Annotated in this window: 19 protein-coding genes; 11 read left to right on the top strand and 8 right to left on the bottom strand. The window is 70.8% G+C overall.

Annotated elements, in window-relative coordinates; all coding sequences use genetic code 11:
- Positions 1 to 64: 64 nt before the first annotated feature.
- Positions 65 to 982 (bottom strand): glycine cleavage T C-terminal barrel domain-containing protein, encoded by a 918-nt coding sequence (locus OU415_RS13195; RefSeq protein WP_270948990.1) that lies wholly within the window; start codon positions 980 to 982, stop codon positions 65 to 67.
- Between the two features lie 428 nt (positions 983 to 1410).
- Complete coding sequence (locus OU415_RS13190) at positions 1411 to 2067, bottom strand: GntR family transcriptional regulator (protein WP_270948988.1); 657 nt, start codon at positions 2065 to 2067, stop codon at positions 1411 to 1413.
- A 99-nt stretch (positions 2068 to 2166) separates the two neighbouring features.
- On the opposite strand from OU415_RS13190, the gene OU415_RS13185 reads away from it, so the two are divergent.
- From OU415_RS13185 to OU415_RS13170, 4 genes are all read left to right on the top strand, one after another.
- Positions 2167 to 3387, top strand: coding sequence for a sarcosine oxidase subunit beta family protein (locus OU415_RS13185; RefSeq protein ID WP_270948987.1), 1221 nt, complete (start codon positions 2167 to 2169; stop codon positions 3385 to 3387).
- 89 nt (positions 3388 to 3476) lie between these two features.
- The gene (locus OU415_RS13180; protein ID WP_270948986.1) at positions 3477 to 3734 is read left to right on the top strand and encodes a sarcosine oxidase subunit delta; all 258 of its coding nucleotides are present in this window, start codon (positions 3477 to 3479) and stop codon (positions 3732 to 3734) included.
- Positions 3731 to 6547 (top strand): 2Fe-2S iron-sulfur cluster-binding protein, encoded by a 2817-nt coding sequence (locus OU415_RS13175; RefSeq protein ID WP_270948985.1) that lies wholly within the window; start codon positions 3731 to 3733, stop codon positions 6545 to 6547. The genes OU415_RS13180 and OU415_RS13175 overlap by 4 nt, the downstream gene beginning before the upstream one ends.
- Positions 6534 to 7151, top strand: coding sequence for a sarcosine oxidase subunit gamma (locus tag OU415_RS13170; protein WP_270948983.1), 618 nt, complete (start codon positions 6534 to 6536; stop codon positions 7149 to 7151). Before OU415_RS13175 ends, OU415_RS13170 begins: the two co-directional genes overlap by 14 nt.
- Positions 7152 to 7201: 50 nt before the next feature.
- Here the strand turns inward: OU415_RS13170 and OU415_RS13165 are convergent, their stop codons facing one another.
- Positions 7202 to 8386, bottom strand: coding sequence for an NAD(P)/FAD-dependent oxidoreductase (locus OU415_RS13165; RefSeq protein ID WP_270948982.1), 1185 nt, complete (start codon positions 8384 to 8386; stop codon positions 7202 to 7204).
- A 216-nt stretch (positions 8387 to 8602) separates the two neighbouring features.
- Here OU415_RS13165 and OU415_RS13160 point away from each other — a divergent pair, with 216 nt between their 5' ends.
- Positions 8603 to 9346, top strand: a complete 744-nt coding sequence (locus tag OU415_RS13160) for an IclR family transcriptional regulator (RefSeq protein ID WP_270948981.1) — start codon at positions 8603 to 8605, stop codon at positions 9344 to 9346.
- A gap of 52 nt (positions 9347 to 9398) precedes the next feature.
- Here OU415_RS13160 and OU415_RS13155 read toward each other — a convergent pair whose 3' ends face one another.
- Complete coding sequence (locus tag OU415_RS13155; protein ID WP_270948980.1) at positions 9399 to 10964, bottom strand: Na+/H+ antiporter; 1566 nt, start codon at positions 10962 to 10964, stop codon at positions 9399 to 9401.
- A 91-nt stretch (positions 10965 to 11055) separates the two neighbouring features.
- Here OU415_RS13155 and OU415_RS13150 point away from each other — a divergent pair, with 91 nt between their 5' ends.
- Positions 11056 to 11328: a UBP-type zinc finger domain-containing protein gene (locus OU415_RS13150; protein ID WP_270948979.1), complete on the top strand. Its 273-nt coding sequence runs from the start codon at positions 11056 to 11058 to the stop codon at positions 11326 to 11328.
- A gap of 457 nt (positions 11329 to 11785) precedes the next feature.
- Here the strand turns inward: OU415_RS13150 and OU415_RS13145 are convergent, their stop codons facing one another.
- Positions 11786 to 13285, bottom strand: a complete 1500-nt coding sequence (locus OU415_RS13145) for an amino acid permease (protein WP_270948978.1) — start codon at positions 13283 to 13285, stop codon at positions 11786 to 11788.
- Between the two features lie 97 nt (positions 13286 to 13382).
- Positions 13383 to 13937 (bottom strand): TetR/AcrR family transcriptional regulator, encoded by a 555-nt coding sequence (locus OU415_RS13140; RefSeq protein WP_270948977.1) that lies wholly within the window; start codon positions 13935 to 13937, stop codon positions 13383 to 13385.
- A gap of 84 nt (positions 13938 to 14021) precedes the next feature.
- On the opposite strand from OU415_RS13140, the gene OU415_RS13135 reads away from it, so the two are divergent.
- On the top strand, positions 14022 to 14477 hold the full coding sequence (locus OU415_RS13135) for a nuclear transport factor 2 family protein (RefSeq protein ID WP_270948976.1): 456 nt from the start codon (positions 14022 to 14024) through the stop codon (positions 14475 to 14477).
- 85 nt (positions 14478 to 14562) lie between these two features.
- On the opposite strand, the gene OU415_RS13130 is transcribed toward OU415_RS13135, so the two are convergent.
- Complete coding sequence (locus OU415_RS13130; RefSeq protein WP_270948975.1) at positions 14563 to 15336, bottom strand: HAD-IIA family hydrolase; 774 nt, start codon at positions 15334 to 15336, stop codon at positions 14563 to 14565.
- Between the two features lie 31 nt (positions 15337 to 15367).
- On the bottom strand, positions 15368 to 16156 hold the full coding sequence (locus OU415_RS13125) for an IclR family transcriptional regulator (RefSeq protein ID WP_270948974.1): 789 nt from the start codon (positions 16154 to 16156) through the stop codon (positions 15368 to 15370).
- A gap of 120 nt (positions 16157 to 16276) precedes the next feature.
- On the opposite strand from OU415_RS13125, the gene OU415_RS13120 reads away from it, so the two are divergent.
- The 4 genes from OU415_RS13120 to OU415_RS13105 are packed head-to-tail and all read left to right on the top strand — an operon-like array spanning position 16277 to position 20860.
- Complete coding sequence (locus OU415_RS13120) at positions 16277 to 16810, top strand: thioesterase family protein (RefSeq protein WP_270948973.1); 534 nt, start codon at positions 16277 to 16279, stop codon at positions 16808 to 16810.
- 9 nt (positions 16811 to 16819) lie between these two features.
- Positions 16820 to 17980 carry an acyl-CoA dehydrogenase family protein gene (locus OU415_RS13115; protein WP_270948972.1) on the top strand — a complete coding sequence of 387 codons (1161 nt, stop codon included), beginning with the start codon at positions 16820 to 16822 and terminating at the stop codon, positions 17978 to 17980.
- Positions 17981 to 17996: 16 nt separating this feature from the next.
- Positions 17997 to 20078 carry an acetate--CoA ligase family protein gene (locus OU415_RS13110; RefSeq protein ID WP_270948971.1) on the top strand — a complete coding sequence of 694 codons (2082 nt, stop codon included), beginning with the start codon at positions 17997 to 17999 and terminating at the stop codon, positions 20076 to 20078.
- On the top strand, positions 20075 to 20860 hold the full coding sequence (locus OU415_RS13105) for an enoyl-CoA hydratase-related protein (RefSeq protein WP_270948970.1): 786 nt from the start codon (positions 20075 to 20077) through the stop codon (positions 20858 to 20860). Before OU415_RS13110 ends, OU415_RS13105 begins: the two co-directional genes overlap by 4 nt.
- The last annotated feature ends 13 nt before the right edge of the window (positions 20861 to 20873 follow it).

Below are 20873 nucleotides of genomic sequence, written 5' to 3'. Positions count from 1 at the left end.
GGGACCTGCACCGCGGGTCGTTCAGCACGGCCGGGCGTGTGGAGGTCTTGCGGGAATGTGCTGATCAGCAGCGCATTCTGATCATCTCGGGGTCGGACACGGGGTCAGCGGTGGCCGTCGCCGGATGCCGCTGGTCGAAGTAGGACACCCGCCCCGGGGTGCCCGGTCGGGCCGGCTCGGCGGGCAGCCGGGTGCGCCCCGGGCTGTCGTCGATGCTGCAGCCGGTGCTCGTGGTGGCCCCGACGGGTGCACCGTCGGAGAACACCGGCTCGGAACCCGACAACGCGGTGCCGTCGTCGATCGGCAGACGGCACAACCGCCGCCGCGGCGCGGTTTCCCGGCGTCGCAGCAGCGCGTCCCAGCCGATGAAGTCGCCCCCGTCGGTCTCGAGATCGGCTCCATCGGGATCGTGCAAGCTCCACATTTCCGCCCCCCAGGTCCGGTTTTCCTTCTCCAGCAAGTCCCACAACCGGCGGCCGAACTCCGCGGAGGCGTGGAGCTCCCAACCGAGACCGTCCATATAGGACAGACGTAGCGCCTCGTGCGAGCCGGCCTGGAAGGTATCCCGGTCCAGCTGGGGCGCCGCGATGTCCGCGCGGATCTCGGCCGCGGGCTTCAGCGGCAGCGTGCAGGTCGCGTAGCCGGGTGGCTGGTTGGTGGTCGGCCGCTGCAGCAGGTCGAGCGCGCCGCGCTCGGTGACTTCCGCCCTGGCCAGGGAAGTCATGTCGTACATCGCAACTCGCTCGCGGGTGGCCTGCTGTTCGGCGCCGGCGATCGGGGACCAGCGGCGCCCTGCCCACGGGTCAGGCTGAACGATGTACCGGCCTTCGACCAGGGACTTGTTGCTCTGATGTGGCCGCGCCCGGCCATCGGCTTCCAGCGGCCCTCGCTCGATCACGAGGACGAGGCGCGCAGGGTGGTGCGCGGTGCTGCATCCCGCGATGCCCGCGCCGACGGGGCGTACTTGGGCGCTGGAATCCATAGCTGCCGCCTTGTTGCGTCTACGACAACTCCCTGCGTCTACCGCAACAGTGCGCCTCCGGGAGGGTGCACGTCAAGGACACGTCGGGACCAATTTGGCCGTCGACCGAAACGGGGGCGAGAACCCCTTCGGCGTCGACGAGCAGTGGCCCCTGGCTGGCCTGTCCGAGTGACGATCGACTCGAACGGACTAGTCCGATTTCCGTTCCTCCGGAAGGGAAATCCGCCGCTCCGCAGGGCGATCAGCGCCCCGGTGATCGCCGGGATCCGGAGGTTCGGCGGTAGTCGATCAGGCCGCAGCGCGGAACAGGCGGTCGAGGCGGGCTCGTGCGACGTTCGCAACACTCTCCGTATTTGGCCGGATACGTTGCGGAGTCGGGGTGGGATGCGGAGAACGTGCTTGCCCCGCCTCGGTAAATCGCGTGCCGCTCAGATGGCTTGGCGGATGGACTGTTCGAAGTCGTCCACGTGGGCGACCGCGATGCGGTCGGCCCCGTCGGCATCGGCGGCGATGATCGCCTTCAGCAGCTCCGAGTGCTCGGCGACGTGGTCCGAGACGTTCGGCAGGCGGTCGAAGAACAGGTGCCAGATCCGCAGGGCCAGGTTGTAGTACTGGCCGAGCGTGCCTTCGAGGTAGCGGTTGTGGGTGCAGTGGTAGATCGTCCGGTGCACCCGGGCGTCGACGTCCATGATCACCGACTGGTCGTTGCCCAGGTCCTCGGTCAGCGTGCGCAGCTCGTCCAGCTCGGACCGCTCGGCGTCGGTGGCGCGCTCGGCGGCGCGGCGCGCGGCGTGACCTTCCAGGCGGCGGCGCACGTCGGCGATCAGCGCGTGGTCGGTGATGTTGACCTCGGTGACGAAGGTGCCGCGGCGCGGGTAGATCGCCACCAGCGACTCGGCCTCCAGGCGCTTGATGGCCTCCCGGAAGGGGGTGCGGCCGATGCCGAGCTCACCGCTCAGCGGCTCCTCCTGGACGGGAGCGCCGGGCGGCAGCTGCAGGGTCAGGATCAGGTCGCGCAAGGTCAGGTAGGCGCGCTCGGCCTGTGAGGGCTGCTCTCCGGATCGGGAATTGACGGCTGCGGACACGTCTCGTAGCCTACCGCACAGACTGATATATCAGTTCGCCGAACACTTTCACTCCATCAGTCCCACTGGTCGCTCCCGTCTTTCGCGTTGGAGGTCGCGGTGGTTTCCACCCCCTTGCCCGAACCGCCGCCGAGGCTGTGGCGGACCCCGGAACCGAAGCGGCACTACGACGTGGTGATCGTCGGCTCCGGTGGTCACGGCCTGGCCACCGCCTACTACCTGGCCCGCAACCACGGCATCACCGACGTCGCGGTGCTCGAGCGCGGCTGGCTCGCCGGCGGCAACATGGCCCGCAACACCACGATCATCCGCTCCAACTACCTCTTCGACGAGAGCGCCAAGCTGTACAACCACGCGCTGGACCTGTGGGAGCAGCTGCCCGCCGAGCTGGAGTACGACTTCCTGCTCAGCCAGCGCGGGGTGCTCAACCTGGCGCACACCGAGCAGGAGGTGCGCGATTCGCGGCGGCGGGTGTTCGCCAACCAGCTCAACGGCGTCGACGCCGAATGGGTCGAGCCCGACGAGATCGCCGAGCTGTGCCCGATCCTCAACCTCTCCAGCGACGTCCGCTACCCCGTGCTCGGCGCGACCTTGCAGCGCCGCGGCGGGATCGCCAAGCACGACCACGTGGCCTGGGCGTTCGCGCGCAAGGCCGACGAGATGGGCGTGGACCTGATCCAGGGGTGCGAGGTGACGGGCTTCCAGCTCGACGGCGATCGGGTCACCGGGGTGCAGACCTCGCTCGGCCCGATCGGCGCGGGTCGCGTCGCGCTCGCCGCGGCCGGCCGCACGTCGCTGCTCACCGATCAGCTCGGCCTGCGCCTGCCGCTGCAGAGCCATCCGCTGCAGGCGCTGGTGTCCGAGCTGCTGGAGCCGATCCACCCGTGCGTGGTGATGTCCAACCACGTGCACGTCTACTGCAGCCAGGCGCACAAGGGCGAACTGGTGCTGGGCGCGGGTGTCGACAGCTACAACGGTTACGGCCAGCGCGGTTCGGTGCACGTGATCGAGCAGCAGATGGCGGCGGCGCTGGAACTGTTCCCGATCTTCGAGCGCGCCCACGTGATCCGGACCTGGGCGGGCACTGTCGACGTCACGCCCGACGCGTCACCGATCATCGGGCCGACGCCGTACGAGAACCTCTACCTCAACTGCGGTTGGGGCACCGGAGGTTTCAAGGCGACGCCGGGTGTGGGCTGGGTCTACGCGCACACCATCGCCACCGGCGAGCCGCACCCGATCAACGAGCCCTACGGCCTGGACAGGTTCACCACCGGCGCCCTCATCGACGAGCACGGCGCCGCCGCGGTGGCGCACTAGGTGTCCCCGCAAATTCCATTGAAATCGAACATCCGATTTCAATGGAATTTGCGTCAACGCGAAGGTCTTCCGCGAGTTTGGAGTTCCCGATGCTGTTGATCCACTGCCCCTGGTGCGGGGATCGGGACGAGACCGAGTTCCACTACGGCGGTCAAGCCCACGTCGACTTCCCCGAGAACCCCGCCGAACTGGACGACGCGGCGTGGGCGGAATACCTCTTCGTCCGCGACAACCCGCGCGGGTTGTTCCACGAGCGCTGGGCGCACACCGCGGGCTGCCGCCGCTGGTTCAACGTCGTCCGCGACACCACGACCAACGAGATGCGTCCCGAGAAGGTGCTGCCATGACACGCCTGGCCGAAGGCGGTCGCATCGACCGCGCCCGCACCCTGCGGTTCACCTGCGACGGCATCGAGCTCACCGGCCACCCCGGCGACACGCTGGCCTCGGCGCTGCTGGCCAACGGCCGCATCGAGGTCGGCTCGTCGATCTACCGGGACCGGCCGCGCGGCATCCTCACCGCCGACGGCACCGAGCCGAACGCGCTGGTCCAGGTGCTCAGCGGCGGTCCGGAACCGATGGTGCCCGCCACCACCCTGGAGCTGCGCGACGGACTCCAGGTGGCGAGCCTGTCCGGGGTCGGCTGGCTCAGCAACGCGCCGGATCCCACGGTCCGCGACAAGAAGTACGTGCACGTCGACGTGGTCGTGGTCGGCGGCGGCCCGGCCGGGATCGCCGCCGCGCTGGCGGCCGGGCGCAGCGGCGCGCGGGTGATGCTGGTCGAGCAGGGCCGCCACCTCGGCGGATCGCTGCTCGACGGCGACGAGCGCATCGACGGGCGCGACGCGGGGGAGTGGATTTCCCGTGCCGCGAGGGAATTCGTGGACATGCCGGAGGTCCGGGTGCTGACCCGTTCCGCCGCGATCGGGTACTACGACCACGACTACCTGCTCGTCGCCGAGCGCCGGGGCGACCGCGAGCGGCTGTGGCACGTGCGGGCGCGGCGGGTGGTGCTGGCCACCGGGGCGACCGAACGTCCGATGGTCTTCGCCGACAACGACCGGCCGGGCATCATGCTCGCCTCGGCGGTGCGCACCTACCTCAAGCGCTTCGCGGTGCTGCCGGGTCAGGACGCCGTCGTGGTGACCACGTCCGACAGCGCCTACCTGACCGCCGCCGATCTCGCCGCCGCCGGCGCGCGGGTCCGCGCGGTGGTCGACACGCGTCCGGAACCACCGCAGCGGCTGGTCGAGCTGGCGAATTCGTTGGGAGCGCAGGTGTTCACCGGTTCCGCCGTCGTCGGGACCACCGGCGACCGGCGCATCACCTCGGCGCGCATCGCGGGCCTCGAGGGCGGCACGCCGGTCGACGTCGACTGCGATCTGCTGGCGGTGTGCGGCGGGTGGAACCCCGCGGTGCAGCTCTACAGCCAGGCAGGCGGCTCGCTGCGCTGGGACCGGCTGGTGGCGGGGTTCGTGCCGGAGCAGGAACCCGGGCGCCCCAAGGTGGTCGGGTCCGCCCGCGGCACCTACGACCTCGCGGGCTGCCTCGCCCAGGGTCTGGCAGCGGGTGCGGAAGCGGCCACTGCCTGCGGTTTCCGGATCGCGGCCCCGCCGGTGCCGCCGGTGGCCGGGGACCGCCCGGTCGCCGGGCCGCGGCCGGTGTGGCTGGTGCCGGGCGAGGGCGAACCGTCGGAGTGGACGCAGCACTTCGTCGACCTGCAGCGGGATGCCACGGTCGCCGACGTGTGGCGGGCGGTCGGCGCGGGGATGCGCTCCGTCGAGCACGTCAAGCGCTACACGACCATCGGCACCGGCAACGACCAGGGCAAGACCTCCGGGGTCAACGCCATCGGCGTCATCGCCGAGGCGCTGGGCGCGGAATCGCCGGGCGAGGTCGGCACCACGACCTTCCGCCCGCCGCACGTCCCGGTGTCGTTCGCGCTGCTGGCCGGCCGCGACCGCGGCGAGCTGCACGACCCCGTGCGCACCACGCCGATGCACTCCTGGCACGTGGAGCACGGCGCGGAGTTCGAGGACGTCGGCCAGTGGAAGCGGCCCCGGTACTACCCGCAGCCCGGCGAGGACATGGCCGCCGCGGTGCACCGCGAATGCCTGGCGGCGCGCACCGGTGTGGCGATGCAGGACGTGTCCACGCTCGGCCGGATCGAGATCGTCGGGCCGGACGCACCGGAGTTCCTCAACCGCATCTACACCAACGCCTTCGCCAAGCTCGCGGTCGGCAAGGCCCGCTACGGCGTCATGTGCACCGCGGACGGGATGGTCTTCGACGACGGCGTGTCCATCCGGCTGGCCGAGGACCGCTACCTGATGAGCACCACGACCGGCGGCGCCGCGACGGTGCTGGAGTGGCTGGAGGAGTGGCTGCAGACCGAGTGGCCGCACCTGGCGGTGCACTGCACGTCGGTGACCGAGCAGTGGGCGGCGGTGGCCGTGGTCGGGCCCGACTCGCGGGACGTGGTGGCCCGGCTGGCGCCGGACCTGGACGTCTCGAACGAGGCCTTCGGCTTCATGGAGTTCCGGGAAACCGAGCTGTCCAACGGGATTCCGGCCCGGATCTGCCGGATCTCGTTCTCCGGCGAGCTGGCCTACGAGATCAACGCGCCGTCCTGGTACGGCCTGGCGCTGTGGGAGGCGGTGCACGAAGCCGGGCAGGACTTCGGCATCACGCCCTACGGCACCGAGACCATGCACGTGCTGCGCGCGGAGAAGGGGTTCGTGATCGTCGGCCAGGACACCGACGCCACCGTGACCCCGCACGACCTGGGCATGGACTGGGTGGTGTCCAAGCGCAAGGACTTCATCGGCAAGCGCTCCTTCTCCCGCCCGGACACCGCCCGCGAGGACCGCAAGCAGCTGGTCGGGCTGCTCCCGGTGGATCCCGCCGACGTGCTGCCGGAGGGCGCGCACCTGGTGGAGCCGGACGTCCCGCTGGTGCCGCCGGTGCCGATGCTCGGGCACGTCACCTCCAGCTACCGCAGCGCGGTCCTGGAGCGCGGCTTCGCGATGGCGCTGGTCCGCGGCGGCCGGCACCGCATCGGCGAAGTCCTGCACGTGCCGGTGGACGGCCGCCGCATCCCGGTCGAAGTGACCGAGCCGGTGTTCTACGACCTGGAAGGAGCCCGCCGTGACGGTCGTTAGCCCCGTCGACCAGGAGGTCGACACCCTCCGCCGCAGCCCCCTCGGCGCCCGCGCGACCGAGTTCGCGGCCCGCAGCGGACCGGCGGTCCAGCTCGTCGAAGAGCCGTTCCTGACCCAGGTGGACCTCCGGGTGCACCCGGGCAGCCCGGCGGTGGCCAGGATCGAGCACGCCCTCGGCCTCGCGCTGCCGCACCACGAGCCGAACCTCGTCTCGGGCGACGAAGACACCGCAGCCCTCTGGCTGGGCCCCGACGAATGGCTCCTGACCGCCCCGGACGGTCGGGCCCCCACCATCCTCGCGGCTCTCGACGACGCCCTCTCGGACTCCTTGGGGTCCACTGTGGACGTATCGGCGAACCGGACCGCGCTGCGCCTGTCCGGCCCGATGTCCCGGGAAGTCCTGGAGAAGCTCTGCTCCCTGGACCTGCACCCGAGGTGGTCCTTCACCCCCGGCCACTGCGCCCAGACCCTGATCGGCCGGACCCAGGCGATCCTCTGGCAGCTCGACCGGGAACCGACCTACCGCATCCTGGTCCGGAACTCCTTCGCGGCCTACCTCGCAGACGTCCTCCTGGACGCCATGCAGGAGTTCACCGCCGGATGAGCGCGAGGTGAACGGTCCGTTCGCACTCCTCGGTGAGGCGAACGGACCGTTCACTCCTGCTTCGCAGGTCCGGCCAGGGCCGTGGTGAGGCGGCGGCGGTGGGTGGCGAACTGCTTCGGGCTGTTCATCGCCAGGACCGCGACCGGGCGGCCGCCCCGGTGGTAGGTGGCCACGAAGCGGCGGGAGCCGAGGGATCCGTCGACCACGGTGATCCGGTCCTTCGGGCCTGCGTAGCCCGCGAACTGCAGGGTCGAGCCGTACTGGCGGGACCAGTAGTGCGGGATTCCGGTGTAGGGGGCGATGGTCCGGCCCGCGAGGAGGTTCCGGACCGCTACCGGTGGCTGGTTCATCGCCGTCGACCAGTGGTCGCTGCGGACCGTGTGCGAGCGGTGCAGCGGTTGGTAGCGGGCGATGTCGCCGACCGCCACCACGTTCGGCAACGCCGTGGCGCAGCCGGCGTCGGTGACCACGCCGTCGCGGAGCTTCAGGCCGGATCCGCGCAGCCAGTGCGTCGCCGGCTCCGCCCCGACCTCGACGACGACCGCGTCCGCCGGGAGCACCCGCCCGTCGGCCAGTTCGACGCCGGTCACGCGGTCCTCGGCGAGCACCCGCGTCGCGGGCGTTCCGCACCGCACCTTCACGCCGTGGTCCTCGTGCTGCGCGAAGTACAGCGGCGCCAGTTCGATGCCGAGCGTTCGCGCCAGCGGCAGGTGCTGCGCGTCGACGAGCGTCACCTGCGCACCCAGTTCCCGGCAGCTGGAGGCGATCTCGGTGCCGATCAACCCACCGCCGACCACGACCACGCGCGCGCCCGCGCGGATGTCGGCGCGCAGCGCGAGCGCGTCGTCGATGGTGCGCATCCGGTGGCTGCCGGGGGCTTCGCCGGTGCCGGGCAGGCTCAGCCGCGCCGATCCCGTCGCCAGCACGACCCCGTCCACGCGGACCTCGCTGCCGTCGGCGAGCACGACCGCGCCGCGCCGGGTGTCCAGCCGGACCGCCGCGGTGCCCAGCCGCCAGTCGGCGGCCAGGTCGGCCTCCTCCTGATCGCTGCCCAGCGCCAGCTCGTCCGGTTGCAGCCCGCCGGACAGGAATTCCTTGGACAGCGGCGGGCGGTCGTAGGGCCGGTGCGACTCCGCGCCGATGATCACCAGCCGCCCGTCGAAGCCCTGCTCGCGCAGTTCCTGCGCAGCGCGCCAGCCCGCCACCGAGGACCCGACGACGGCGACCGCCCTCATGTCTCGATCACGGCCGAGACGGCCTCGGAGAATGACAACAAGCCGACCTCCGTTGCACAATGAGGAACAGCACGTGGGATCCGCAACAAATCTGACCCTTCGGTTGCGAGAACGTCAAGAGGGACAACGGATGGTTCTGGAATGTGCACCTCGAACGGATACGGTTGACCGGTGGGTAGCGCAGCTGAATCACGCGGAAGGAGTTCTGGCGCTCTGGTGCAGTCCGTCGATCGGGCCGTGACCGTCTTGGAACTGCTGGCGCGCAACGGAGAAGCCGGCATCACCGAGATCGCCGGGGAGCTGGGAGTGCACAAGTCGACGGCCTCCCGGCTGGTCAGCGTGCTGGAAGCGCGCGGTCTGGTGGAGCAGCTGGGAGAGCGCGGCAAGTACGCCATCGGCTTCGGCATCGTGCGGTTGGCCGGGGCGGCGACCGAGCGGATGGACCTGCCACGCCTGGGCAGGCCGTTCTGCGAGTCGCTGGCCGCCGACCTGGGCGAGACGGTCAACATCGCGATCCGGGACCACGACGTCGCCATCAACATCAGCCAGGCGCGCGGTACCGCCGCGGTCACCGCGCACAACTGGGTCGGTCAGCGCACGCCGCTGCACGCCACCTCCAGCGGCAAGGTGCTGCTGGCGCACGCGCCGCGCGAGGACCAGAACGACCTGCTGATCCACCCCTTGGAGCGCTACACGACCCGGACCGTCACCAGCGCGGGCCAACTGCGCAAGGACTTCGAGCTGATCGTCCGCGACGGGTACGCGACGAGCTACGAGGAGCTGGAACTGGGCCTCAACGCCGCGGCGGTGGCCGTCTACAACCAGGAGGGCGAGGTCATCGCGGCGCTGAGCGCCTCGGGCCCGTCCTACCGCTTCTCCCGAAAGCGCATGCGAGAAGTCGTCGGAGCAATGCGCATAGCGGCCAAGGAGCTCTCGTCCCAGTTGGGTTTTCTGGCCTAGGGGTCGTGGGTGCGAAAGCCGGTTGCAGCCGGTTTTCGCACTCACGACCGCGTCAGTCCCGGGAGATCCAGAGCTCTTCCAGGTCCAGCTCGTGCATCACGCGGCGGAGGACTTCGTCGTCGATGCGGCGGTTGTCGCGGAACTGGACGAAGACCGCTCGCTCCGCCGCCAGCATCTCCCCGCGCAGCCGCCGGTACGCAGCCGTCGGGCTCTCGCCGACTTCGTCGGCGGATCGCCCCAGCCGCTCCCACGCCTGGTTGCTCCGCTGCTGCGCGGAGTTCCGCAGCCGCTCCACGACGTCGCTCGGCGGCCCGGTCTCCTCGGCCAGCTCGTCCAGCCGATCGCGTGCCGCGCGTGCGGCGTTGTGCTGGGCTTCGGCCTCGGCGAGCGCATCGGTGTAGTCCTCCGTGCCGCGCACGCCCAGCTTGTTGATGAGCCAGGGGAGCGTGCTGCCGTGCAGCAGCAGCGTCGCCAGCGTGACGAAGAACGTCAGGAACAGCACCTCGGCGCGGTGGGGGAACGGCGCGCCGCTCAACGTCGTCGTCGGGATTGCCGATGCCGCCGCCAGCGACACCACGCCGCGCATGCCCGCCCACGACACGACGACCTTGTCCCGCCAGTTCGGTCTGCGGCCGCGCAGCAGTTCCGGCAGGTACATCGCCAGGAACACCCACGCCACCCGTGCGAGCACCACTCCGGCGGTCAGCACCAGCCCGGCGACGAACAGCGGGCCGAGGTTGATCGACACGCTCTCCGCGACGCTGCGCAGCTGCAGGCCGATCAGCGCGAACACCACCGCTTCCAGCAGCGTGTCCGCGGCGTTCCACACCGCCCGGTCCTGCAGCCGGGTCGCGGCGCTGCCCGACGTCGCGTGGTGGCCCAGGTACAGCCCGGCCACCACGACGGCCAGCACGCCCGAGGCGTGCACCTCCTCGGCGAGCAGGTAGGCGAAGAACGGCACGATCAGCCCGACCGCGCTCTCCAGCAGGTCGTCGCGCAGCAGCCGGCGGATCCGCCGCACCACCCAGCCGATGGCGTAGCCGATCACGACCCCGCCCACCGCGGCGATCAGGAACATCCAGACCCCGGCCAGCAGCGAGGACCCGACGCCGACCGCAGCGGCCACGGCGACCCGATAGGCGGTCAGCGCGGTGGCGTCGTTGACCAGGCTCTCGCCGCTGAGCACCGTCATGATCTTGCGCGGCAGCCCGAGCCGTCGGCCGATCGAGATGGCCGCAACGGCGTCGGGCGGTGCGAGCACCGCGCCGAGCACGAGCGCCACGCTCAGCGGCAGGTCCGGCACCAGCCACCACGCGATGACCCCGGCGACGGCGGTGGTGAACAGGACCAGCCCGAACGCCAGCAGCCCGATCGGCCGCAGGTTCGCCCGGATGCCGATGGTGGAGCTGTTCAGCGCCGCCGAGTACAGCAGCGGCGGCAGGATCAGCAGCAGCACCACGTCCGGATCGATCGCGTAGTCCGGCACGCCGGGGATCGACGACACGGCCAGCCCGACCACGACGAGCGCGAGCGGGGCCGACAGGCCGATGCGGCGAGCGATCGCGGTCACCGCCAATGCCCCGGCTAGCAGGGCCATCAACTCGGGAAGGTCGTGCATGATCGCTCCGGGTGCTGCTGCGGGATGCTGGACCGCGCGGTTACGGTCGACACGACATTCTTGCGCGCGAGCGCTCATGGAGGGTTGTGAGATGTCCACCAGTTGTGCGCACCTGCGCGATGCGGTCGACCAGGCACCGGAGCCGAGCCGAGCGGACGGCTGCGAGGACTGCCTGGCCTTGGGCGAGCACGCGTGGGCGCACCTGCGGATCTGCACCGAGTGCGGCCACGTGGGCTGCTGCGACTCCAGCCCGCGCAAGCACGCGACCGCGCACTTCCGCAGCACGACCCACCCGGTGGTCCGCTCCTTCGAACCGGGCGAGTCCTGGACCTGGTGCTACGTCGACGAACAACTCCGCCCCTGACGCCCCCCCCAGTCGGCGTGTCGGCACCCAACACGCCGGTACCCGTGGGCAACTCCCGCAAATTCAATGGAAATCGAACGTCCAATTTCCATTGAATTTGCGGATCCCCAGGCGGAACCGAACGACGACGTACCGACGCACCGACTGGTCCACGTCGACCTTGAGTTATTTGTCCGTTCTATGGGGCTCTGGAGGGTGCAGTCTCTGTTGGGCCCTTTTCATCCTGTCCGGTCTGCGACTGCGAAGCACGACCGGCGCCGCGCGGTGAGGGTCGCATGCGCCGCAGGCGCATAACCCACCCCCGGCGCTTGCACCGCCGCGGGTTCTCAGCGTTCGCCTGGCGAGGACGGCCCGACTGCCGTGTATTGGCATACATCAAGTCGGGCACCCGGAGTCCAGGCGGTCGCTGAGGTTCCGCTACCCGCACCGCCACGCAGGACGAGGATGGAAGAACCTCTCAGAGGTCTTCGGCTGCTTGTTCGATGGTTTCGCCTTTGCCGAGGCGGCTGTTGCGCTTGCTGTAGACGAAGTACAGGGCCAGGCCGAGGACCATCCAGATGCCGAAGCGGATCCAGGTCCAGCCCTCCAGGTTCAGCATCAGGTAGATGCAGGCGATCGCGGCCAGGACCGGGATCACCGGCACCCACGGGACGCGGAACGCGCGCGGCAGGTCCGGGCGGGTCCGGCGCAGCACCAGCACGCCGACCGAGACCAGCGCGAACGCGGCCAGGGTGCCGATGTTGGTCATCTCGGCGAGCACGTTGATCGGGGTCAGCGAGGCGATGACCGCCACCACGATGCCGGTGATCACGGTGATCCGGTACGGCGTGCGGTACTTGCGGTGCACCTTGGCGAACCACACCGGCAGCAGCCCGTCGCGGCTCATCGCGAACCCGACCCGCGCCTGGCCCAGCATCAGGATGAGGATCACCGTGGTCAGCCCGGCGATGGCGCCCAGCGACACCAGCCCGACGGCCCACGGGGCGCCGATCGCCTGGAACGCGGTGGCCATCGGGGCCGCGGTGTCCAGCTGGTCGTACTTGACGATGCCGGTCATCACCAGCGACACCAGCACGTACAGGATCGAGCAGATGGCCAGCGAACCGAGGATGCCGATCGGCATGTCGCGCTGCGGGCGCCGGGTCTCCTCCGCGCCGCTGGCGACGATGTCGAAGCCGATGTAGGCGAAGAACACCAGCGCGGCACCGGCCACCAGTCCGCTGAGCCCGAACGAGCCGGTCTGCCCGAAGATCGCGCTGATCAGCGGCTCCTCCAGCGGGGCGCTGACGGCTCCGGGGGCCGGGGGCTGGTGCGGCGGGATGAACGGGGACCAGTTGGCGGCCTTGATGAAGAACGCGCCGAAGATGATGAAGAACAGCACCACGAGCAGCTTGATCCCCACGATCACGTTGGTGACCGCGGCGCTGAGCCGGATGCCGACCACCAGCACGACGGTGAGGATCAGCGCGATGATCGCCGCCGGCAGGTCCACGACGCCGCCGGCGCCGGGCGCCGAGGTCAGCGCGTCGGGCAGGTGCAGGCCCATCGCATCGAGCGCGTGCGCGAAGTACTGGGACCAGCCCACCGACACGGTGGCGGCCCCGATGATGAACTCCAGCATCAGGTCCCAGCCGATGATCCAGGCGAAGAACTCGCCCAGCGAGGCGTAGGAGAACGTGTAGGCGGAACCCGCGACCGGCACCACCGAGGCGAACTCGGCGTAGCACAGCGCGGCGAGTCCGCAGGCGATGCCGGAGATGATGAACGAGATGGAGATGCCCGGCCCGGCGTCGGTGGCCGCAGCCACGCCGGTGAGCACGAAGATGCCGGTTCCGATGATCGCGCCGATGCCGATGCCCAGCAGGTCCACGGCCCGCAACACCCGTCGCAGCCTGAACTCGGGTGCTTCCGCATCTCGGATGGACTGCTCGACCGACTTGACACGCATGATTGACATGGGTGGCCTCCTCACCCTTGTCCCGGCGGGTCGGGTTGGCCCGCTCGCGCCTCAACCAAGGATTGTGGCCCAGATCATGGGATTCGGTCGACTTCGCTCATAACGATGCAGCTGCGATCAACGCCGCCGCAGCGGAGCGCGCGGTGCGGGCCGCGTCGGCTCGCCCGCTCACGGCGGCGGTGGCGATCGCGCCGTCGACCAGGATGAGCAGCTGCTCGGCGAGTTCGCCGGGCTCGGCCACGTCGAGCTGGTCGACCAGGTCGCGCAGGTAGGCGTGCAGTTCCCGCTTGTGGTCCTGGGCGGCTTCGGCCACTGCCGGGGACACGCCGCCGAGCTCGCCGAACGAGTTGAGGAACGCGCAGCCGCGGAAGCCGGGCTCGCCGAACCACTCGTGCAGCCAGTCGAAGACCGCGAGCACTCCCTCGCCGCTGCGCTCGACGTGCGCGGCCAGCGACGCCCGCCAGCGCGCGTCGCGGCGTCGCAGGTAGGCCTCGACCAACTCGTCCTTCGAGGCGAAGCACTGGTAGAGGCGCTTGAGCGAGACTCCGGACGTGGTGCGCAGCTCGGCCATGCCCACGGCTTGGATGCCGCGTTCGTAGAACAGGGCTTCGGCGGTGTCCAGCAGCGCGTCCGCGGCCTGGTGGCGGTCCATGCGGTGATCTTCCGGGGTTGTTGGGAGAACGGCCGTTCTCTAGCCTACGTGGAGAACGCCCGTTCTCCACGAGGAGGCTCCGCCATGTCCCGCCCGCCCTTCCCGCCGGTCGACGAGCGCACCGCCGCCCAGAAGGTCCAGGCCGCTGAGGACGCCTGGAACACCCGCGACCCCGAGCGCGTCGCAGCGGCCTACACAGCGGATTCGGTGTGGCGCAACCGCGATCGGTTCATCACCGGGCGTGCTGAGATCGTGGGGTTCCTGCGGCAGAAGTGGGCGCGCGAGCTGGACTACGCGCTGCGCAAGGAGCTCTGGGCCTTCCGCGAGAACCGCATCGCGGTGCGCTTCCAGTACGAATGCCACGACGAGTCGGGGCAGTGGTGGCGCAGCTACGGCAACGAGCTGTGGGAGTTCACCGCCGACGGCCTGATGAGCCGCCGCGAAGCCAGCATCGACGACGTGCCGATCACCGCCGCCGAACGCCGCATCTTCGGCTCCCGCCCGGACGCCGAACGCGGTCAGCTGCTGCCGATCCGCTGACCAGCGGGCATCACGGCATCATGGCGGCGAGGATGAAAAAGGCTCACTTCGCAGTCGTTGCAGGTAGCCTGGTCCGTTCGCCGGTTCACCGGCGGAGGAAGCCGGGCAGATCGGCGAAGGAATCCAGCACGTGGTCGGGTTCGCCGGACGCGGCCGAGAGGGCCTCCGGGCTGAACTTGCCGGTGCGCACCAGGATTCCGGTGATGCCGTGCTGTTGCGCGCCGAGCACGTCGGACTCGACGTCGTCGCCGATCATCAGCGAGTTCGCGGGTTCAGCGCCGAGCTTGCCCAGCGCGGCGGCGAAGAACTCGGCAGACGGCTTGCCGACCACCGTCGCCGTTCGGTTCGCGGCCCTTTCCAGGCCGAGCAGGAATGCGCCCGAGTCCAGCTGCAGGCCCTGGTCGGTGCGCCAGTAGAGGCTGCGGTGCATGGCCACCAGCGGTGCGCCGCGCTGCAGGTGGGCGAAGGCGAGGTTGAGCGTCCGGTAGTCGAACTCCGGTCCGGCGCCGCCGAGGAGGACCACGTCCGCGTCGTCGTCGACCAGTTCCACATCACCCAGGTCGTCGCCGATGTCCCCGCTGTTCACCAGCAGGCACCGAGCGCCGGGGTGGTGCCGCGCGAGGTGTTCGGCGGCGGCCGCCGGTGCGGTGAGGATCTCGTCGGGGCCGACGTCGAACCCGGCCTCGACCAGGGCTTCCGCGATCGATGACCTGGTGCGGCTGGTGGTGTTGGTGACCAGCAGGACGTCGATCCCGTCAGCCCTCAATTCCCTGAGCGCATCGGCGGTGCACGGCAGCGGTCGCCAGGAGACGGTCAGCACGCCGTCGATGTCGATCAGCGCGGCCCGGAGTTCCACCATTCCCGCACGGTACGGCCTTGCGCGGCGGATATCAGGGCATCATGGCCGCGATGTCGGTGGCGGCCTCGCGGGCCAGGGCGCCCAGCTCGGGGAAGCGCGACTCCGGGACGCGGTCGCGCGGACCCCAGATGCTGACGATGGCGAACGGGTGGTCGCGCGCGTCCAGCGCCGCCGCCGAGATCCCGTGGACCTGGGGTTCCAGCTCGCCGATGCCGACGCTGTAGCCCAGCTCGCGGATCTCGGCGAGCTCGGCGCGCAGCGCGGTGCGGTCGGTCCGGGTGGTGGAGGTGTACTCCGCGAGCGGGCCGGCGAGCATCGACTCGACCTCGTCGTCCGGGAGCCAGGCCAGGAACGCCTTGCCCGCCGAGGTCGCGTGGATCGGCACCTGCCTGCCGAGCCAGCGGGCGCTGAGCACCACCGGCGGCGCCACTTCGTCCACGTAGGTCAGGCCGAGGTGTTGCACCACGGCGAGATTGGCGGTTTCGCCGGTCTCTCGGCTGAGCCGCTCCAGGACGTCGTGCGCGCGGCGCACCAGTCCGTCGACGCCCGCGGTGGCGGCCATCCGGCTGATCGCGAAGCCGATCGAGTAGCGGTTGGTCAGCGGGTTCCGCTCGACCAGCCCGTGGTGCTCCATGGTGGCCAGCAGTCGCCACGCGGTGGCCCGGTTGAGGTCGCACTCGGCGGCGAGTTCGGCCGCCGGTCGTCCCTCCGGGGCGCTCGACGAGACCGCGTTGAGCAGCGCGACGGCGCGGTCCAGGGACTGCACGCGCCCGGTCGAAGAACGGGGTTCGTCCTGGTTGCGGGCCGTTTCGACACTCATGACCCCACCCTAGTCCGCCCGGCCGCGGCGATCGGCCGGTCGGGTGGGCGGCCTTGACGCGGTCGCCATCGACTCCTAGCGTCGCACATCACGAACAGCCAACGCACATTGTGAGACGACATGGAGCGAGTGGTCACCCCCTACGAAGGCAGCGGGCACCGGCCCTGGGACGACGCCGCGGAGATCCCGGCGCCGCTGCGGCTGCACCGGACGCCGGTCAGCCCGAGCTGGGTCGATTACAACGGCCACATGAGCGAGTCCTGCTACTTGCTCGTGTTCGGCGACAGCTCGGACGCGTTCTTCCGCTACCTCGGAATCGACGAGCAGTACCGGGAAAGCGGCCGTTCTCTGTACACAGTGGAGACCCACATCCACAACCGGCGCGAGGCCGCCGAAGGCGAACCGCTGGAGCTGAGCCTGCGCGTGCTCGACCACGACGCCAAGCGGGTGCACGTGTTCCACGAGATGCACCACGGCGAAACCGGCGCGCTGCTGGCCACGGCCGAGCAGTTGCTGGTCCACGTGGACACGAACCTCGGCCGGTCCAGCGAAATGCCGGACGAGATCCAGCACCGCCTGACCGCGATCCACCAGGCGCACGCGGCCCTACCGATTCCCCGAACAGTAGGCCGCCCCATGGGCATCCGACGCTGAGGAGCAGACGTGGACTTCGAGCTGACCGCCGAACAGCAGATGATCGTCGACACCGTGCGCAAGTTCGTCGCCGCCGAACTGGAGCCGCACGAGGACGAGGTCGAGCGCCTCGACGAGGTACCGGCCGAGCTCGCCGAGCGGATCCGGGCCAGGGCGTTGGAGGCCGGTCTGTACGCCGCGAACATGCCCGCCGAACTCGGCGGCGGCGGCCTGGACGCCACCGGTGTCACGCTGGTCGAGCGCGAACTCGGCCGCACCGGCTACGCGCTGCAGATGCTCGTCGCCCGGCCGAGCAACATCCTGCAGGCGTGCGAGGGCGAGCAGCGCGAGCGCTACCTGCTGCCCGCCATCCGCGGCGAGCGCCACGACTGCCTGGCCATGACCGAACCCGGCGCGGGCTCGGACGTGCGGTCCATGACGACTCGCGCGGTGCGGGACGGCGGTGATTACGTGCTCAACGGGACCAAGCACTTCATCAGCCACGCCGACACCTCCGACTTCGTCGTGCTGTTCGCCGCCACCGGCGTCGAGGAGACCCCGCGCGGTCCGAAGAACCTGATCACCGCGTTCCTGGTGGACCTCGACGCCCCCGGGCTGGAGGTCCGGCGCGGCTCGGCGTGCGTGTCGCACCGCGGCTACCACCAGTGCGAACTGGTCTTCACCGACTGCCGGATCCCCGCCGCGCAGCGGCTCGGCGAGGAGGGCGCGGGCTTCGAGCTGATGGGCGAGTGGCTGGGCGCGAGCCGGCTCAGCGTCGCGGCGACCAGCGTCGGCCGCGGTCGGCGGGTGCTGGAGATGGCCACCCGGTGGGCCGCGGAGCGGCAGCAGTTCGGCCAGCCGATCGGCAAGTTCCAGGGCATCGGGTTCCCGCTCGCGGACATGGCCACCGAGCTCGACGCGGCCGAGCTGCTCACCCTGCGGGCGGCGGCGAAGCTGGACGCCGGCGGCATGTCCGACCAGGAAGCGGCGATGGCCAAGCTGTTCGCCTCCGAGGCGCTGGGCCGGATCACCGACCGCGCGCTGCAGATCTTCGGCGGCATGGGGCTGATGGCCGAGCTGCCGATCGAGCGGTTCTGGCGGGACGCCCGGGTCGAGCGGATCTGGGACGGCACCAGCGAGATCCAGCGGCACATCATCTCCCGTTCCCTGCTGCGCCCGCTCGGCGCCTGACCCCGGCGGGTGCGTCGTGAGCGTCGAATCCACGTCTGTTTCCCCTGCCCGCCAGCGGAACCTGCGCCGACTGCTGGCGCCCGAGCACGTCGCCGTCTTCGGCGGGGACGCCGCCGCCGAGGCGATCCGGCAGTGCCGCCGCATCGGCTTCGCCGGCCAGGTCTGGCCGGTCCACCCGCACCGCACCGAGATCGAGGGCCTGCGCTGCTACCGCAGTGCCGCTGAACTCCCCGAGGCGCCCGACGCGGCTTTCGTCGCCGTGCCGAAGGAAGCGACGATCGGCGTGGTAGCCGACCTTGCCGCGCGCGGTACCGGGGGAGTGGTGTGCCACGCCTCCGGCTTCGCCGAGCACGGCCCGGACGGCTCTGCGCTGCAAGAGTCCTTAGTGGACGCCGCAGCCGGGATGCCGCTGATCGGGCCGAACTGCATCGGCCTGCTCAACTACCTCGACGGCGCCGCGCTGTGGCCGGACCAGCACGGCGGCCGCCGGGTGGAGCGCGGCGTCGCGGTGCTCACGCAGAGCGGCAACATCGGCCAGAACCTCACCATGCAGCGCCGTTCGCTGCCGCTGGCCCAGCTGATCACCCTCGGGAACGGCGCTGTGACAGGTGCCGCTGAGCTGGTCGACGCGCTGCTCGAGGATCCCCGCATCACCGCGATCGGCCTGCACCTCGAAGGCGTGGACGACGTCGCAGCCCTGTCCCGGGTGGGCCTGCGGGCGCTGCGCGCGGGGATCCCGGTCGTGGTGCTGAAGTCCGGCAGCTCCGAGCTCGGCGCGCAGGCCAACCTCAGCCACACCAGCTCCCTGGCGGGTTCGGACGTGCTCTGCGACGCACTGTTCCGGCGGCTCGGCATGGCCAGGGTGCGTCGCGTGGAGACCTTCGTGGAGGCGCTGAAGTTCCTGCACGTGCACGGCCCGCTGGCCGGTACCCGGATCGCCTCGGCCAGCTGTTCCGGCGGCGAGGCGGCCCTGGTCGCCGACCTCGCCGAGCGGCGCGGGCTGGACCTCCCGCCGTTCCCGGACGGCACCGGGCGGCAGCTGCAGCGGCTGCTCGGCGACCGGGTCGCGGTGGCCAACCCGCTGGACTACCACACCTACATCTGGGGTGATCTACCAGCGCAAACGGCCTGCTTCGCGGAACTCCTCGGCGCCGGGTTCGACGCCCACCTGCTGCTGGTCGACTTCCCCCGCGAGGACCGCTGCGCCGACGGCCCTTGGGTGACCACAGTGGACGCTTTCCTCGACGCGCACCGGCAGGTGGGTTCGCCTGCGTGCGTGGTGAGTTCCCTGCCGGAAGGGCTCCCGGAACACGTCGGGGAGCGGCTGCTGGCGGAGGGAGTGGCCCCGATGCAGGGCGTGGCGGACTGCCTCGCGGCCATCTCCGCAGCGGCCGAAATCGGTGCTGCACAACGGAGATCGGACGCGACGGCTCCGCTGGAGATCCCGGTCGAAGTCGTCGGCGAGCCGCACCAGCTCGACGAGCGGGCGGGCAAGCGGGCGCTGTCCGCATCCGGAGTCGCGATCCCGGAAGGTGCTCTGACCAGCGCGGATGGCGCGCCGGAGGTCGCCGCCCGGATCGGCTTCCCGGTGGTGGTCAAGGCGGTGTCGGCCGATCTGGCGCACAAGACCGAAGCCGGTGGCGTGCGGGTCGGGCTGACCAGCGGGGAGCAGGTGCGCGACGCGGTGGCCGACATGGCCGGGCTGACCGATGCGTTCCTGGTCGAGCGCATGGTCGAGGGCGCGGTCGCCGAGCTGATCGTCGGCGTGCGCCGCGATCCGCAGTTCGGCCTGTCGCTCACGATCGGCGCGGGCGGCGTGCTCGTCGAGCTCGTGCGCGATTCGGTCACGCTGCTGCTCCCGGCGACCCGCGAGCAGATCGCCGACGCCCTGCGCGACCTGCGGATCTGGCCGCTGCTGGCGGGCTTTCGCGGACCGGCCGCCGACGTGCCCGCGGTGGTGGACGCGATCACCGCGATCGCCGAGCACGCGCGCGGCGACGACGCGCTGCTGGAACTGGACGTGAACCCCCTGCTGGCGACGCCGCGGGGAGCGGTGGCGGTGGACGTGCTGATCCGCCGCGCGAAGGAGGACGGATGACCGATCAGGTGCGGACGGACGTCGACGGCGGGGTGCTCACGGTGACCCTGGACCGGCCGAAGGCCAACGCCATCGACGTCGCCACCAGCCAGGCGCTCCACGAGGCTTTCGACCGCCTCCAGCGGGACGATTCGCTGCGCGTCGCGGTGCTGACCGGCGCGGGCGAGCGGTTCTTCTCGGCGGGCTGGGACCTGAAGGCCGCGGCGGAGGGCGAGGCCATCGACGCCGACCACGGGCCGGGCGGCTTCGCCGGTCTCACCGAGTTCTTCGACCTGGACAAGCCGGTGATCGCCGCGGTCAACGGGCTGGCCCTGGGCGGCGGCTTCGAGCTCGCGCTGGCCGCGGACCTGATCATCGCCGCCGAGCACGCGGCGTTCGCGCTCACCGAGGTGACCCTGGGCATGGTCGCCGATTCCGGAGGTGTGCTCCGGCTGCCCGAGCGCCTGCCGCAGGCGGTGGCGGCGGAGCTGCTGCTCACCGGCCGCCGCATGACCGCCGCGGAAGCGGAGCGGTGGGGACTGGTGAACCGCGTGGTCCCAGCTGGCGACCTGCTCGGTGCTGCGATGGAACTGGCTCACCGGATCTGCGGCTCGGCGCCCTTGGCGATCGCCGCGGTGAAGGAGATCGTGCGCCGCACCGCCGCCCTGGACGTCGAGTCCGGCTACCGCCTGATGCGCAGCGGGGACCTGCCGAACTACCAGGCGATGCTCCGCTCCGAAGACGCGCAGGAGGGTCCCCGGGCCTTCGCCGAGAAGCGGAGTCCGAAGTGGACGGGACGCTGAGCGGTGCGTGCGG

Source organism: Saccharopolyspora oryzae (assembly GCF_027853915.1).
Taxonomy (GTDB): Bacteria; Actinomycetota; Actinomycetes; order Mycobacteriales; family Pseudonocardiaceae; genus Saccharopolyspora; species Saccharopolyspora oryzae.
This window is presented reverse-complemented; position numbering and strand designations above follow the sequence as displayed.